The following is a 16,843-nucleotide window of genomic DNA, read 5'->3' on the forward strand; positions in this document are numbered from 1 at the left end:
ATGTGGTTAAAATTTAGATAAAAATAATTAGTAATAAGAATTATTGTTTATGGGGTGGAAAATGGGGTTAGTAAAGCATTTAGTTGTATTTAGCCTGCTGTTAGCATTAGCTGGTTGTGATAATAAAGACGCTGAACAAAACACACGCGCTGAACAGGCAGAAACGCAATCAGAAACAAAAGTTATTGATAATAATACAACCGCTGATATTAGCAATCCTAGTGATGACAACGATATCGTACAAGATGAATCGTCAAAACTAGCCTTTAACCCCACACCAGAATTAGTTGAAAAATATCACGGTAAAGAATTAACTGTTATTGATAGTTCAGAGGTCATTATTGATGGTTCAAGTACTTTAGTTATTACCTTTTCGGTTCCTTTAAATCCTAAACTCAATTTTTCTAATTTACTTCGTTTAGTTGATCGCCAAACGGGTAATGTTGACGGGGCTTGGGAGTTGTCGGATAACGGATTAGAATTAAGACATCGCTATCTTGAACCAAACCGTCAATTAGATCTCACCATTGATAAGATGTTAGCTGCAATTAATGGCAACAGCTTAAAAGAAGTCTACCAAGCAGAAATTAAAACTCAAGATCGCCTGCCGATGGTGGGATTTGCTAGTAATGGTTTTTTGTTGCCAAGCAAATCAATGACAGGTTTACCTGTTACTACGCTTAATGTTAATAAAATTGATGTTAATTTCTTTAAAATTAAACCTGAACAGTTATCTGATTTTATCGCTGATTATGGTTTTATTAACCAAGTGTCAGCTTGGAATTCAAAGAATATTAATAAATTTGCTGATTTAGTTTATACGTCTCGGTTTGATCTTAATCCTAAGCGTAATTCGCAAGAAACCGTATTACTTAACTTATCATCCATTCCGCAACTTCAGCAAGAAGGGATTTATTTAGCTGTTATGAATCAAGCAGGAAGTTACGATTATACAAATCCTGCATCGCTATTTTCGATCAGTAATATAGGTGTTGCGGTTCATGCTTATAACAATGGTAAATTATCTGTTATTACCCATGGACTTGACAATGGAAAACCATTTGCTGATGTAAATATATCGATTTTATGTAACAAAAGTATTCGAGATAGTAATAAAAACTGTACCACTATTTCGGCTAAAACTGATGCTACAGGTTATGCTGAAGTCACTTTGCCAAAAGATATGGATTATGCACTACTTACGGCAAGTGATGGTAATCAAATTTCTTTGGTGAATTTGGATCGTAGCGCATTAAATTTAAGTGAATATAATTTAACGGGGTCTACTTTTTATCAAAAACAACTATTTGCTTTTGGGCCTCGTGATTTGTATCGCCCACAAGAGACGGTCTATTTTAATGCACTTTTGCGTAATGCTGATGGTAAGCCATTGCCTTTGCAACCAATTGTGGTTGATGTTATGTCACCCGATAATCAAGTTGTTGAGAATTTTACTGTCGATGCTAAAGCAAAATCTAACGGTTTATATCAATGGCAATATGTTATTCCAGCTAATGCAGCAACGGGTAAATGGGCATTTCGTTTTAATTTAGGCGACGATAATTACCGTTATGTGTGGTTCCGTGTGGAAGAATTTTTACCAGAGCGTATGGCAATGGAAATTACGACCGCATCCAATAAGCCTATTACGCTTGATAAACGTGTCAATTTTGATGTTAAAGGTTGGTATCTTTATGGTGCTCCAGCAGCAGGAAATAATTTAGAAGGTAATATTTATCTTAAAAAAATTGATTCAATACCTGAACTTGCTGATTATAAAATTGGTAATGTGACTGACAATAGTATAGGTAGACAACTTGATAATATTGAGACGACATTAGATAAAAATGGTAATGCACAAGTTGGAATTGATACTAGCGATTGGGGTAAGTTGAGTTCTCCTATTAAACTTATTTTGCAAGCCAGTTTACTTGATTCAGGAGGACGCCCTGTTACTCGTTATGCCAGCCAAATTATTTGGCCAAATCAGCAAATTCCTGCTGTGCGTGCACTATTTTCTCAATCACCTTATTATGATTGGTCATTAGATAAATATGAAACTAGTCCGACAGTTGATAAAGGTGCTAATGCTGAATTTGAAGTGGCTTATGTTAACACTGATGGGCAAAAGCTGGCTGCTAGTCATTTAAAGGCAAGAATTATTCGTGAACGTCATAATTATTATTGGACTTGGTCTGAACATACTGGGTGGTATCAAGCATACAATTCAAGTGAGTTCGTTGTGCAAGAGCAACCGCTGTCTATCGCTGCTAATGGTACAGCTAAAGTGAGTTACCAAACGGATGATTATGGCTTTTATCGTATTGAAATTGTTGATACTAAAAATAATATTATCAGTAGTTTACGTTTTAGAAGTGGTTATAATTGGGAAGATAATACCAATGGCACCAATGCTGTTCGTCCAGATCAGGTTAAATTAAGCCTGGATAAAACCGCCTATTCGGTTGGTGATACTGCTAAAATACATGTACAAGCTCCAGTAGCAGGCTCGGGTTATATTTCACTTGAAACCAATGATGGTATATTATGGAAAAAAGATATCACTGTTGGTGAAAACGGTCTTGATGTTGAAATTCCAATCCAAGATTGGGGACGCCATGATATTTATATTAGTGCGATGATTATTCGCCCATCAACTGACGCTGCAGTTCAGACAATTAAACGAGCAATTGGGTTACTTTATTTACCAATTGACACTTCAAATCGTCAATTAAACTTGAGCATTGAAGCACCTACGAAGACAGAGCCTGAAAAAACTATTCCAATAAAGGTCAAAATAGATAAAAGTGCAATCCAAAAGGATCATAAGGTTTCAGTATTGGTTTCGGCTGTTGATTCAGGTGTTTTGAACATTACTAATTTTGCAACACCTGATCCTTATAGCGCATTTTTGGGTCGTAAACGTTATGAAGTTGATCTTTATGATGTGTATGGCAAATTAATTGAAGGTAAAGGACGCAATTTGAATGTGAGCTTTGGTGGTGATGCTATGCTTGGTGAATCTGGCCCAGGCGGTAAAAAACCATTAAACGAAGTTAAAATTGTGGCTCAACAATTGCAAACTATTGATCTTAATGATGACGGTGAAGGTTTTGTTGACCTTGCTTTGCCTAATTTTAATGGCGAATTACGCATAATGGCTCAAGCATGGGATGATAGCCGTTATGGTAAAGCGGAACAAGCCATGATAGTTGCATCGCCAGTCGTTGCTGAGCTATCTACACCTCGCTTTTTATCGGGTGGTGATCAGGCTACCTTGGCACTAGATCTAAATAATCTAACCGAAAAAACACAAACAATGCAGGTCAATGTTTTGACGGATGGTTTGATTCATCAAAATGCAGTTGAGTCTACGAAAGTTACACTTGATAGCAAGCAAAGACAGATTATTCAAGTGCCAGTTGTTGCTGATTATGGTTATGGACAAGGTACGGTGACAATTAATGTCACAGGAATTTTATTGGAGGATGGCTCAAATTATCAGATCAAGCGATCGTGGATGGTCGGTGTTAGACCGGCTTATGCCGTTACCAATAAATATTATGCAGCAGCAATCAATGGTGGTGAAAGTTGGGTTTTACCTGAAGATAGTATAGCTGAGATGATTGAAAACACGGTTGATGGTAAATTAATTGTATCTAATCAACCGCCGTTAAATATTGCTCAATATATTAAATCGCTATTTGCTTATCCATATGGTTGTTTAGAACAGACCATTAGTGGTTTAATGCCATCATTGTATGCAAACCAAGACCAGCTTGCAGCTTTGGGAATTAAAACCGAATCGGATAAAGAGCGACGTGAGAAAGTACAATTAGGTATTTCACGAATTTTATCAATGCAACGTAATAATGGTAGTTTTGGTTTATGGAGCAAAGACAGTGCCGAGGAATATTGGTTAACGGTGTATGCGACTGATTTTTTAATCCAAGCAAGTGAGCGTGGTTATAATGTCAACAATAAAGCGCTTGATGCAGCAATTACCCGTATCAGCCAATATATTTATGATGCCAATGCGTTTAATGGTTTACAAAGCTACTATGATAATTCTCAAGCAAGCAATTATACGCAATTTGCAACTAAAGCTTATGCTTTAGCTGTGTTGGCAAGGCAAAATAAAATCACTGTGCCTATGCGTAATGAAATTAATCGGATGTATCAACAGATCACTGAAAGTGATTTTAAAGTATTGTCACCATTACCAGTTGCTCAGTTAGCGCTTTCCGCCAAGCTGGCTGGTTTTGATAATATCTATAATAATTTGATGCCTCGAGTATTTACAACAAGTTATGATAATCGCTATTCTTGGTTAGGCGAATATGGTAGTGCTATTCGTGATAATGCATTAGTTTTATCTTTATTGGTAGAAAATAATTTAAGTGTTGATAAGCAAGCTGATTATTTAATTCAGTTATCTGATTTGCTTAATGATACTCGTTATTTTTCAACTCAGGAACTTAACGCATTATTTGTGGCTGGCTGGTCATTAGAACAACATAAATCTTCACATAAATTTAATGTGGTGATCAACGAGCAGTCAAATGAGGTTGATTCGACTTTATCACGCTCTTTTGATTTTGCTAATTTAGCCAATAGATTAACGATTTCTAATCCAGAAAATGCACAACCACTTTATATTAAATTCACCGTTTCAGGTTATGGCAAGAAAGCGCCTGCACCAACGAGTGATGAAAATGTTTTAACTATCAATCGTTCCTATTACGATTTGAAAGGTAACAAAATTCAACCTGATCACTTGAAAGTGGGTGATTTAGTGGTGGTATTATTGGATGTTAGAGCACATAAAGAAGTCGTTCACGATGCGTTAATTGTTGATTTTTTACCTGCTGGACTTGAGTTAGAAAATCAAAATCTCACAAATAGTAGTGTGAGTCTACAGGCAATACCGGAAATTGCCAATTTGTTGAAAGATGAAGATAGCAATGATATTAAATATCAAGAATTCCGTGATGATAGATATGTTGCAGCAGTTGATATTAATCACTATTTGAGCGATGGTACTTATCGATCGCAGGTTGCTTATTTGGCTAGAGCTGTGACGGCTGGTAATTATATGATTCCATACCCTTATGTTGAATCTATGTATCGCCCCGATCGGTTTGCAATTGGTCAATCAATTGACTTAATGTCTATTGTTGAGCGCAATGTCGAGCCCAATGAATCTAAACAACAATAACGAGTATGTATCAATTAAATTTGATTTTAAAAATGTAAACAAATTGATTATCCGCTAACAATTGTTAGCGGCATCTATTTATACTGAAACATATTATACCGAAACATAGTGTTACCTGAAACTTTTTGACAAAATGAAAAAGCGCCTACTTAAAATTCTGGCTTTCTTATTTTTTTCTATCCTTTTGTTATTAGGTAGCTTTTTTGTTGCCGATTACTTTTATCCTTTATCAATAACAAAAAATAAAACAACACAAACAATTCTTGCGCAAGATGGTACGCCTCTGTGGCGATTTGCTGATGAAAATGGTATTTGGCGATATCCTATCAAATTAGATGAAGTCCCCAATGATTACCTTGATGTGTTATTAAATTATGAAGACCGCCATTTTTATGATCATTTTGGTATTAATCCTGCCTCTTTATTGAGAGCAGCTTGGCAAAATATCACCAATAAAAGAATTATTTCAGGTGGTAGTACTATTTCGATGCAGGTTGCAAGATTGCTTTATCCACACGATCGCTCCATGGCAGGAAAGTTACAACAAATATTTCGAACACTACAACTTGAATTACATTTTACAAAAGATGAAATTTTAACTTTATATATTAATCGAGCCCCATTTGGCGGGACAATCGAAGGCTTAGGGGCTGCTAGTTGGTCATATTTTGGTAAAGAGCCCAAAGCGTTAACACGTAGTGAGGCGGTTTTATTGGCCGTATTGCCACAAGCACCCAGTCGTTTGCGTCCTGATAGGTACCCCGAACGAGCCAAACAAGCACGCGACAAAGTTCTAGCAAGATTGGCCCAATATCAGGTATGGTCATCTGATATTATAGAGCAAGTTAGAAAAGAAGAAGTATGGGTTTACTCACGTAAAAAGCCACAATTAGCTCCTTTATTAGCTCGAAGGTTAAGTCAACAATATCCTGATGTTGATATTATTCGATCAAATATCGATCTCTCCCTTCAATACAGCCTTGAAGATATTGCTGCTAATCGTAAAAATCAGTTACCTCCCAAAAACTCACTAGCTATTTTAGTTGTCGATCATACGGATATGTCCGTAAAAGGCTATGTTGGGTCGGTTGATTTTAACGATAAAGAGCGATTCGGTCAGGTTGATATGATAAGTTCGCTTCGATCTCCTGGATCGACATTAAAGCCTTTTATGTATGCTTTAGCGATTGATGACGGCATGATTCATTCTGAATCGTTATTGCAAGATACACCTAGAATCAGTTCTGATTATCGACCTACGAATTTTGATGAAGATTTTTATGGACCAATCAGTGCCTCAGAGGCATTAAAAAACTCATTAAACTTACCTGCTGTTGAGTTAATTGAGCTTTATGGACCAAAACGATTTGCTGGCAAGCTGTTTAGTATTGGCTTACCGCTTCAATCTAAAGGTAATGATCCTAATATATCGTATATTTTGGGTGGTGCGTCGTTAAGAATGGATAATTTAGTTAGCGCATATAGTGCCTTTGCTCGTCATGGGCAAGTAAGTCCTTTACGATTTACGCAAGCAGATCCCTTACTAAGCAAGCCATTTATTAGCGATGGAAGTGCATGGATCACAAGACAGATGCTAGTTAATAATTATCAGCTTGCCTATAAAACAGGCACTAGCTATGGATATCGTGATGCATGGGCGATTGGGATCAATCCTCGCTATTTGATTGGCATTTGGGTCGGTCGTCCTGATGGAACGCCCGTTGTTGGTCAATATGGCAGTATTACAGCGGTGCCGATACTACAACAAGTTAACACGTTATTATTAAATAAAGAGCGACGAATAAATCGCCCACTTCCCTTAGTAACTAAACCGACAACAGTAACCTTAGAAAAAATTTGTTGGCCATCAGGACAAAAGTTACCTGCAACTGATGAAAACTGCCACCGTCAAAAAAATGCATGGGTATTAAATAATATGATACCTCCAACACTTGATACTCTAACGGCACTTAATAACAATATTTATCGTTCAGGGTGGGTGACTATTTGGGTAAATGATGCCGGCAAACGTGTGTCAGCAGACTGTAGCAATGCACATAAAAAACAGGTTGCACTTTGGCCAATAGCTTTAGAAAATTGGCTACTACCCAAAGAACGTCGACAATCGCTAATTCCTGAAGTTGATAATCATTGCCCAGTGTTTGTTAAAGATATCTTTTTGCCACTCAATATTATTGGGCTGCAAGATAAGCAATTGGTAAAACGATTACCTGGGCAGCAAGATGTCACTATCGATCTAACTCCACAAGGTGGTGTTGGTGACAAATGGTGGTTTTTAGATGGTCAACTTATTGAGAAAACGTATGGCGATCAAAAGGTAGCTTTGACAGTTACTCATAAAGGTTTACATCATCTATTTTTATTAGATCAAAGTGGACAAATTTCACGAATGACATTTACCCTTGATTAAACCAATAAGGAGCAAACCTATGGCTATTGAAAGAACCTTATCTATCATCAAACCTAATGCCGTTAAAAAACAATTGATTGGTGAAATTGAAACCCGTATTAGCCAAGCAAAACTTAACATTATTGCCTTAAAAATGCTTAGATTAACAAAAGAACAGGCAGAAGGATTTTATGCTGAGCACCAAGGTAAATCATTTTTTGATAAGTTGGTTAAATTTATGATATCTGGGCCGATAGTTGTTCAGATTCTCGAAGGCGATAATGCTATTAAGCGTTATCGAGAATTGATGGGACCAACTGATTTATCTAAAGCAGCCACAGGCACTTTACGAGCTGATTTTGCTGACAGTATGACTGAAAATGCCGTACATGGCTCAGATTCTCTAGCCACGGCTGAAAAAGAAATTGCTTATTTTTTTGTTGATAGCGAGATAGTAGGGTAAATCAATATTATTAAATAAATCAAAATAGTGATATAAGCTGTTTTAGCTTGTATTAGTTTTTTTAATGTCATTAATCGAAAGCTACTACATATAACTTTAAGTTATAACCATGTGAGTATTTGTTATTTATTTATTCGATTCTTTGTTGCTAGACTTTAACGGTACATAACATAACCTTGATTGAGGGAGAATCAGAATGAAATTGTTGACTAAATCACTAGCTGTTGTTGCATTAGTAAGTAGTTTGTTAGGTGCAAATTCTGCTTATGCAGATCGCCTTGATGATATTGAGAAACGAGGAGAAATAAAAATAGCGGTATTTGATAGTAATCCGCCATTTGGTTATATTGATGAAAAGACTAATAAAATTGTTGGTCTTGACGTTGATTATGCCAACGAGATAGCAAAAGCATTAAAGGTTAATGTTGAGCTAGTTCCGACTAATCCGGCCAATCGAATTCCGTTATTAACATCCCAAAAAGCCGATTTAATTGTAGCTAATTTTACCGTTACTGATGAAAGAGCAAAAACCGTTGATTTTAGCCTTCCTTATTTTGCGACTGGTCAGAAATTTGTAGCAAAAAAAGGAGTATTGAAATCAGCAGATAATTTGAAAAATCTTCGTATTGGTGCCGATAAAGGTACAGTTATGGAAATTACATTGCGAGAAAAATACCCAACAGCTAAAGTAATTTCTTATGATGATACACCATTTGCGTTTGCAGCATTACGTAATGGTGTTGTGCAGGCAATTACTCAAGATGATGCAAAATTAATCGGCCTATTAGCGAATTTACCAGAAGAACAACGAGCTGTATTTGAAATTTCACCATTTAGTATTACTCAAGAATATCAAGCTGTTGGTATACCAAAAGGGGAAGATCGCTTGAAAGAAAAAGTGAATCAAATTTTATTAACACTAGAAAAAGATGGTGAAGCATTAACGATTTATAATCGTTGGTTTGGACCTGAAACTGCATCAGCGATGCCTCGTGGTGATTTTAAAATTGGTAAAGGTCAGTAGTTATGTATGAGCAATTACTTGAGCCTCGTTATTTATGGTGGTTATGGGATGGTTTTTTAGTTACGTTAGCTATCTCATTGCTGACCATTATATTTTCAACATCACTAGGTTTTTTGCTGGTTATTGCTCAACAAAGTCGAATTAAATTCATTCAAGTTATAGTAATGGGGTATAACGCAATTTTTCGTTATTCTCCGTTATTGCCTCAACTCTTTTTTTGGTATTTTGGTGTGGGTAATTTATTACCAATAGAATTTAAATTATGGTTATTTGAAGAACCGCAAATCCAGTTGCTGTTTTTTTCACTGAAAATGCCATCATTTGAATTTATAATCGGTTTAGTTGGTTTAACTTGTTATTCCAGTGCTTTTATTGCCGAAGAATTTAGAGCGGGTATAGCTGGTGTAAGTCGGGGGCAAGAACAGGCTTCATTGGCATTAGGTTTAACTTGGTGGCAAAGTATGCGATTTATTATTTTGCCACAAAGTTTTCGTATTGCATTTCCGCCTTTAATTGGTCAGTACATGAATATTATAAAAAATTCGTCGTTAACAATGGCCATTGGTGTGTTAGAACTTTCTTATGTATCGCGTCAAGTTGAAACCGAATCATTAAAAACCTTTCAAGATTTTGCTATTGCAACTTTATTATATATTTTGGCGATAGTGATTGTTGGAACTTTGGGTAATATTTATCAAGCAAAACGATTGCAAATAGGTAAGGTGTAATCTTTTATGGAGCTTAAAGGTTTAGAGGTTATTTACCACAATTTCAGTTATATGATGTGGGGAAATTTTCCTGGAGGAATTTTTTTAACGCTGTTAATGAGTTTTGCCGCAATTATATTTTCAAGTTTTTTGGGTATTCTTGCTGGAGTCGGGTTGACTGTTTTAAAAGGAGTTATGCGTTATTTTTTAGTTGGTATACTTGGTTTTTTAAGAGCTATTCCTGTCATTATGCTTATTTTCTGGACTTACTTTCTTCTACCTGTGTTACTTAGTGTAGATGTGCCAGCAATTGCAACGGTAATATTTGCATTATCCTTGATAGGATCTGCATACATTGGACATTCAGTTCATGCAGGTATGATTGCTGTGGCTAAAGAACAATGGCAAGCGGCGTTTTCATTAGGCTTAACTAAAAAGCAAGTTATTATATTTATCATATTACCACAAGCCCTTAAAATGATGTTGCCGTCTTTTGTAAACCAATGGGTATCACTGATTAAAGATACTTCACTGGCTTATATTGTTGGAGTAGCGGAATTTACTTTTATTGCAACCCAAATTAATAATCGTAGTATGATTTATCCAACAGAAATCTTTCTATTTGTTATAGTTGTTTATTTTATCATCTGCGCCTCGCTTGATTTTGCGGTTACGTTTTTCTCAAAACGCCAATTATTTTGCTTTAAATAAAACAATATTCTCATAGGGTATATGGGGGATTTCACTATTTACTTGAATAACGTTCTCTTAATTTATTGATGTAAAATTCGATTGAATCCTTAGCTTTGGGATGTGTTTCAATATAGCTATTAAATATTATTTGTATAAGTCGAAAAAAATGTGGAAGATATATTATTGAATTTTCATGATCACTAATCTTAAAAGATGCATTTTTAAATGTACTAGCTTAAATTAAATCTGAGCTACTACAACTGATTTCTTGAAGAGCAAGTCCCTTCTCATTGCTCATTTTTTAAAGCAATAATAATTATCTCGATTATATCCTATGACTTTACAGGCTTATTGTGCGTACTAAGTTGCTGGTTAATTCTAAAAGCCATAATTTAGGTTTAATGATTTTTCTGTTTGATTCAATTATGACACTCCTAGTTACGTTATAAAATAACGCAAATGTCAGATTAAAACTATTCTTATGAGGTATAGAAATCCAGTTTATTTATATATTTTATGAAAGAGGATAATTCAATAAATTTTCTCATTGTGTTCTAAAATAGAAAAAAAGCACCTTATATTAAGGTACTTTTTATATTATAAAATGTTAAATAATAGAAGATTAACTCATTCCATATTGTTTTAATTTTTTGCGAAGTGTACCGCGGTTGATACCAAGCATATTTGCTGCTCGAGTTTGATTGCCGCGTGTATATTGCATAACCATATCAAGGAATGGATGTTCAACTTCAGCTAACACTAATTCATAAAGATCTGTCGGATCTTCACCATTTAATTGTGATAAATAGTTTTTTAAAGCTTGCTTCACTGAATCACGCAATGGCTTTTGTGTTATTTGGTCTTGAGAATTTACAGTTGTAAATTTAAGTGCTGCAGCTGTAACGCGTTGTTCTGACATAGTATTCTTAACTCTTTGGGTTGTTTCTAATTTTACTAAAAAATGCTTTTAGAGTGTTTACTTGCTCACTTGTATTGCTAAGTACACTAAATAAGCGCCTGAATTGATCGCTGTCAGCATAATTCTTGGTGTACCAATTTACATGCTTTCTGGCAATCCTTAATCCTTTGTATTCTCCATAGAATTGATAAAGATCATCAAGATGTGATAGTACAACTTGTTCTACTTCATCAATACTTTTGTTTTTCTGTAACTGTCCATGTGTTAAATAGAATGCAATTTCTTCAAATATCCAAGGTCGCCCTTGTGCCGCTCGCCCGATCATTATAGCATCAGCCTGCGTATATTGAAAAACATCTTTTGCCTGTTCAGGTGTACAAATATCTCCATTAGCAATTACAGGAATTGTAACATTTTCTTTAACTGCTCTAATAGAGTCATATTCAGCGACACCGTTGAATAAGCAAGCACGTGTTCTTCCGTGAATAGTAATTGCCTTTATACCACAATCCTGTGCAATTTGTGCGATTTCTATGCAATTTCTATTTTCTTTATTCCATCCAGTCCGCGTTTTTAATGTTACCGGAACATCAACTGCACCGACAACTTTCTGCAAAATTTTTTTAATAAGTTCCGGATACTGCATTAAAGCAGATCCAGCCAATTTTCTATTGACCTTTTTAGCCGGACATCCCATATTAATGTCAATCAACTGAGCACCGTGTTTGACATTAAATTCAGCAGCTTTAGCCATTTCGTCGGGATCAGAACCGACAATTTGTACTGCACGAATACCAACATCATCACTCGCTATCATTCGCATAGCTGATTTATCGGTATGCCAAACATCAGAATTTGCTAAAAACATTTCTGAAACAGTCATACCAGCACCAAATCGATGACATAGATTACGAAATGGTTTATCACTTATTCCAGCCATTGGTGCAGCAATTAAATTATTCTTTAATTTTAGTTCACCAATGCTAAGTAAATTAAAGTCGGCTATATTACGCATTTTTTTTCAAACTTAAAAGGGGGTAGCGTTAATTTTTTTTATTTTTTTTACCAGTGATACAACACCACTCGTCAAGTTCAACCACTGGATCTAATTTAAAATTGGGTTGGTAAGCCATGCAAACACTTGATGATTGGGTAGTTAAAATACCAGATAAACCTAGTTTACCTTCAGGTTTTACTAATTTACTTATATGTGGTTCAAGCTCTTTTAATGGTCCAGCTAAAATATTGGCAACAACTATATCTGCTTGCAAATTGTCTGGGATCTCTTTTGATAAATAAAGCTCTAGTCTTTCACTGACATCATTACGCTGTGCATTGTCACGGCTAGCTTGAATGGCTTGAGGATCGATATCAATACCGATTACTTGTTTTGCACCTAATTTTAGTGCAGCAATTGCCAAAATACCAGATCCACAACCATAATCGATAACTAATTTATCTTTAAGGTCTAAATTATCAAGCCAAGTTAAGCATAATGCCGTGGTTGGGTGAGTACCTGTGCCAAATGCTAATCCAGGGTCTAACATAACATTAACAGCATTAGTGTCGGGCACGTCACGCCAACTAGGACAAATCCAAAGTCGCTCACCAAATTTCATAGGATGAAAGTTGTCCATCCATTCACGTTCCCAGTCTTTATCTTCTAATTGTTCAATTTTATAAGAATATTGTTCAAGATTTAATATTGCTCTTAATTCATCGATATCTGTTTGAGCATCATAAAGCCCAATCACATCGGTATTACCCCAAAGTTTAGTTTCGCCGGGTAATGGTTCAAAGACAGGCGTGTCAAAGGTATCTTGAAAAGTGACTGATACAGCACCAGACTCCTCTAATTGTTCGCTAATTTGTTCAGCAAGATCGTTGGTTGTATTAATTTTGAGTTGAATCCAAGGCATAATTCTTCCTTTTATTGTCAAACATATTGGCTATAATAAAAATAATAAATCCAATAGTTAAAGAGGGGACTATTGGGTGTAGTGATAATAATTTAATATTATAACTTGCCAATAATGTATAACTTATAGCTCCTGTAAGCATTGAGCAAAGAGCACCAGTAGCATTAGCTTTTTTCCAATATAATCCAAGTACTAACGGCCATAAAAAGACAGCTTCAAGTCCACCAAAAGCGAGTAAATTTAGCCAAATAATCATATCAGGCGGGGTCCATGCTGCCCAAATAAGTAACCCACCAAAAATAAAAGTGATAGTGACCGAAATCCGAGTAAGAAACTTATCACTGAAATTAATATTAGTTTTGATGCTTAAAAACAGATCTTTGATGATAACAGATGATACTTGTAATAATTGAGCATTAATGGTGGACATAATAGCGGCAAGTGGAGCAGCTAAAAAGATTCCAGCAGCAAAAGGTGGTAATACATTTATAATTAATGTCGGTACTATTTGATCAGGAATGGTTAAATCGCTAATAATAGCACGCCCTAAAGCACCAGATAAATGCATAGTTAGCATAATAACAGTAACGACAATGGTGCCAAGAATAATTCCTTGATGTACTGCTTTGCTATCTTTATAGGCCATACAACGAACAGCAGTATGAGGTAAGCCAACCACACCAAAACAAACTAATATCCAAAATGAAGCCATGAACGGAAAGTCCATAAAGTCATTAGGTCCTTGTGGTGTTAAAAGAGCAGGGTCAATTTTTATTAGCTGATCAATTATTGCAGTGATTCCACCACCTGCATAGATAATAGCACCAAGTAATAATATAGCACCTATGATCATCACTAACCCTTGAAAAGCATCATTTAATATACTGGCTCGAAAACCGCCAAATGCGGTATAAATAACCGTACCAATACCAAATATTAATAAGCCCGTATGATAAGGTATACCTACTGATGATTGTAGTAAGCGAGCCCCACCAACAAACTGTACTGTCATTGCGCCGATAAAGGCAACGACAAGGGTAATACTTGCTAGCCAAACAATAGTTTTACTTTTATAGTGAGCATAAAGCATATCACTTAACGTTATAGCATCATATTTACGAGCTAAAATGGCAAATTTTTTGCCTAGAATACCAAGCGAGAGTAATACAGTTGGAACTTGGATCATCGATAATAGCACCCAACCAAGGCCAAATTTATAAGCAGCACCAGGACCACCAATAAACGAGCTGGCACTAATATAAGTTGCGGCTAGTGTCATGGCGAGTAAAAATCCTCCCATGGTGCGATTACCGATAAAATAATCAGTAAATTGATTTACTTTTTTGCGTTTTACATAAGCATAAATTGATAATGCGAATACAAAAACAAGATAGATGACAAGCGGTACAATAATATCTAAATGCATGTTAGATCACTTAGTTTGTTCTAATGAGAAATTTTTAAATTGAAATTTTACAACTAACCAGCAAAGTAATATAAAACCGATAGGCACCATAATGCAAGATAGTTCAAACCACAATGGAAGACCTAAAAATCCTATTTTGTCGTTAATACAGTATGCACAAACGATCCATCCAAGAAGATAAATAAAAGTTAGTAATAAAGAAAGTTTAGCCTCTTTATTTGCTTGTTTATATCGAGCATCCATATTGATTTATTCAAAATTAAGGGTGGTTTAGAGTAAAAGAAAGCATTGAACTTAGCAAGTATATTGCGATTTATGCAATATTATATTTTAAATATATCAATTTTAGCAATATTAAAAGTATTATATAGTGTTTTATTGTTGATTATGAATACCTAAACTCTTGGAGAGAAAAATGTCAAACTATTTTAATACATTGAATTTGCGTGAAAAATTAGAACAATTAGGTCAATGTCGTTTTATGGCTCGTGATGAATTTGCATCAGAAGCTAATTTTTTGAAAGGTAAAAAAATTGTAATTGTTGGTTGTGGAGCACAAGGTCTTAACCAAGGTCTAAATATGCGAGATTCAGGTTTAGATATATCTTATGCATTACGTAAAGAAGCTATTGCTGAAAAACGCGCATCATGGAAGAAAGCAACTGAAAATGGTTTTAAAGTAGGAAGTTATGAAGAATTAATTCCAGCAGCAGATCTTGTTATCAATTTGACTCCTGACAAACAACATTCTGCCGTTGTTCAAGCTATTCAACCGTTGATGAAAAAAGGCTCTGCGCTTGGCTATTCTCACGGATTTAATATTGTTGAAGTAGGAGAAAAGATTCGCTCTGATATTACAGTAGTGATGGTAGCCCCTAAATGCCCTGGTACTGAAGTTCGTGAAGAATATAAACGAGGTTTTGGTGTGCCGACACTAATTGCAGTTCATCCAGAAAACGATCCAAAAGGTGAAGGGCTAGCAATTGCTAAAGCATGGGCAGCGGCAACAGGCGGACATCGTGCAGGTGTTTTACAGTCGTCATTTGTTGCCGAAGTTAAGTCAGATTTAATGGGTGAACAAACAATCCTTTGTGGAATGTTACAAACAGGATCATTACTTTGTTTTGATAAGCTAGTGGCAGATGGTGTTGATCCTGCTTATGCATGTAAATTACTCCAATTTGGTTGGGAAACGATCACTGAGGCGCTAAAACAAGGTGGAATTACTTTAATGATGGATCGTTTATCAAATCCAGCTAAATTGAGAGCAAATGCTTTAGCAAAAGAATTAAAAGTGATCATGACGGATCTTTATCGTAAACATATGGACGACATTATATCAGGTGAGTTTTCGTCAACTATGATGAAAGACTGGGCAAATGATGATGCGAACCTTCTTAAATGGCGTAAAGAAACAGGTGAAACCGCCTTTGAAAAAGCTGCTGACTATCAAGGTAAAATTGATGAACAAGCTTACTTTGATCAAGGCGTTGTTATGGTTGCAATGGTTAAAGCCGGTGTTGAACTTGCCTTCGAAACTATGCTTGAATCTGGTATTTTAGCTGAATCAGCTTATTACGAATCATTACATGAGTTACCACTTATTGCTAATACTATTGCACGTAAACGTTTGTATGAAATGAATGTTGTTATTTCTGACACAGCTGAGTATGGCAACTATCTATTTGCTAATGCCGCTGTACCACTATTAAAAGAAAAATTTATGCCAATGTTACAAGCTGGCGATTTAGGTAAAGCGATCCCTGAAGGTAGTGTTGATAATGCACAATTACGCGATGTGAATGAAGAAATCCGTAATCATCCAATTGAAACAATCGGTCGTAAATTACGTAGTTACATGACTGATATGAAACGCATCAATGTTGCAAGCTAAATAGCTATTTATAATTATAAAAAAGGTGCTGAAAAGTACCTTTTTTTGTATCTAAAAATTGAATTTATTGTAAAAAACTTTCAGGTAAGTATATGTTTCAGTATAAAATGATTAGATCTAAAAGGATCTAATTTAGATCCAATTTATATTTTTTTGATCCTTTCACTTTA

General features: G+C 35.5%; 12 protein-coding genes. 7 read left to right on the top strand and 5 right to left on the bottom strand.

The features are described from left to right. Window positions 1-61: 61 nt before the first annotated feature. From GYW75_RS11025 to GYW75_RS11050, 6 genes are all read left to right on the top strand, one after another. Window positions 62-5,218, top strand: coding sequence for an alpha-2-macroglobulin family protein (locus GYW75_RS11025; RefSeq protein ID WP_174799380.1), 5,157 nt, complete (start codon window positions 62-64; stop codon window positions 5,216-5,218). A 133-nt stretch (window positions 5,219-5,351) separates the two neighbouring features. After that, window positions 5,352-7,649, top strand: coding sequence for a penicillin-binding protein 1C (gene pbpC / locus GYW75_RS11030; RefSeq protein WP_174799381.1), 2,298 nt, complete (start codon window positions 5,352-5,354; stop codon window positions 7,647-7,649). Between the two features lie 19 nt (window positions 7,650-7,668). Continuing rightward, the gene (gene ndk, locus GYW75_RS11035; RefSeq protein ID WP_085163956.1) at window positions 7,669-8,091 is read left to right on the top strand and encodes a nucleoside-diphosphate kinase; all 423 of its coding nucleotides are present in this window, start codon (window positions 7,669-7,671) and stop codon (window positions 8,089-8,091) included. 190 nt (window positions 8,092-8,281) lie between these two features. Further along, entirely contained in the window at window positions 8,282-9,115 is an 834-nt protein-coding gene (locus tag GYW75_RS11040) for an ABC transporter substrate-binding protein (RefSeq protein WP_370738293.1), read from the top strand. A 2-nt stretch (window positions 9,116-9,117) separates the two neighbouring features. Beyond that, window positions 9,118-9,843, top strand: a complete 726-nt coding sequence (locus GYW75_RS11045) for an amino acid ABC transporter permease (protein WP_174799382.1) — start codon at window positions 9,118-9,120, stop codon at window positions 9,841-9,843. A 6-nt stretch (window positions 9,844-9,849) separates the two neighbouring features. Beyond that, the gene (locus tag GYW75_RS11050) at window positions 9,850-10,533 is read left to right on the top strand and encodes an amino acid ABC transporter permease (protein ID WP_174799383.1); all 684 of its coding nucleotides are present in this window, start codon (window positions 9,850-9,852) and stop codon (window positions 10,531-10,533) included. 604 nt (window positions 10,534-11,137) lie between these two features. Here GYW75_RS11050 and fis read toward each other — a convergent pair. The 5 genes from fis to GYW75_RS11075 are packed head-to-tail and all read right to left on the bottom strand — an operon-like array spanning window position 11,138 to window position 15,022. Beyond that, window positions 11,138-11,434: a DNA-binding transcriptional regulator Fis gene (fis, locus tag GYW75_RS11055; protein WP_034883623.1), complete on the bottom strand. Its 297-nt coding sequence runs from the start codon at window positions 11,432-11,434 to the stop codon at window positions 11,138-11,140. 7 nt (window positions 11,435-11,441) lie between these two features. Further along, window positions 11,442-12,449, bottom strand: coding sequence for a tRNA dihydrouridine synthase DusB (gene dusB / locus GYW75_RS11060; RefSeq protein WP_065589687.1), 1,008 nt, complete (start codon window positions 12,447-12,449; stop codon window positions 11,442-11,444). Window positions 12,450-12,477: 28 nt separating this feature from the next. Beyond that, window positions 12,478-13,353 carry a 50S ribosomal protein L11 methyltransferase gene (prmA, locus tag GYW75_RS11065; protein ID WP_085163959.1) on the bottom strand — a complete coding sequence of 292 codons (876 nt, stop codon included), beginning with the start codon at window positions 13,351-13,353 and terminating at the stop codon, window positions 12,478-12,480. After that, window positions 13,328-14,779: a sodium/pantothenate symporter gene (gene panF / locus GYW75_RS11070; RefSeq protein WP_085163960.1), complete on the bottom strand. Its 1,452-nt coding sequence runs from the start codon at window positions 14,777-14,779 to the stop codon at window positions 13,328-13,330. Before panF ends, prmA begins: the two co-directional genes overlap by 26 nt. A gap of 6 nt (window positions 14,780-14,785) precedes the next feature. Beyond that, the gene (locus GYW75_RS11075) at window positions 14,786-15,022 is read right to left on the bottom strand and encodes a YhdT family protein (RefSeq protein WP_085163961.1); all 237 of its coding nucleotides are present in this window, start codon (window positions 15,020-15,022) and stop codon (window positions 14,786-14,788) included. A gap of 172 nt (window positions 15,023-15,194) precedes the next feature. On the opposite strand from GYW75_RS11075, the gene ilvC reads away from it, so the two are divergent. Beyond that, the gene (gene ilvC / locus GYW75_RS11080) at window positions 15,195-16,673 is read left to right on the top strand and encodes a ketol-acid reductoisomerase (protein WP_174799384.1); all 1,479 of its coding nucleotides are present in this window, start codon (window positions 15,195-15,197) and stop codon (window positions 16,671-16,673) included. Window positions 16,674-16,843: the final 170 nt, after the last annotated feature.

Source organism: Gilliamella sp. ESL0232 (assembly GCF_013346885.1).
GTDB classification, from domain to species: domain Bacteria; phylum Pseudomonadota; class Gammaproteobacteria; order Enterobacterales; family Orbaceae; genus Gilliamella; species Gilliamella bombi.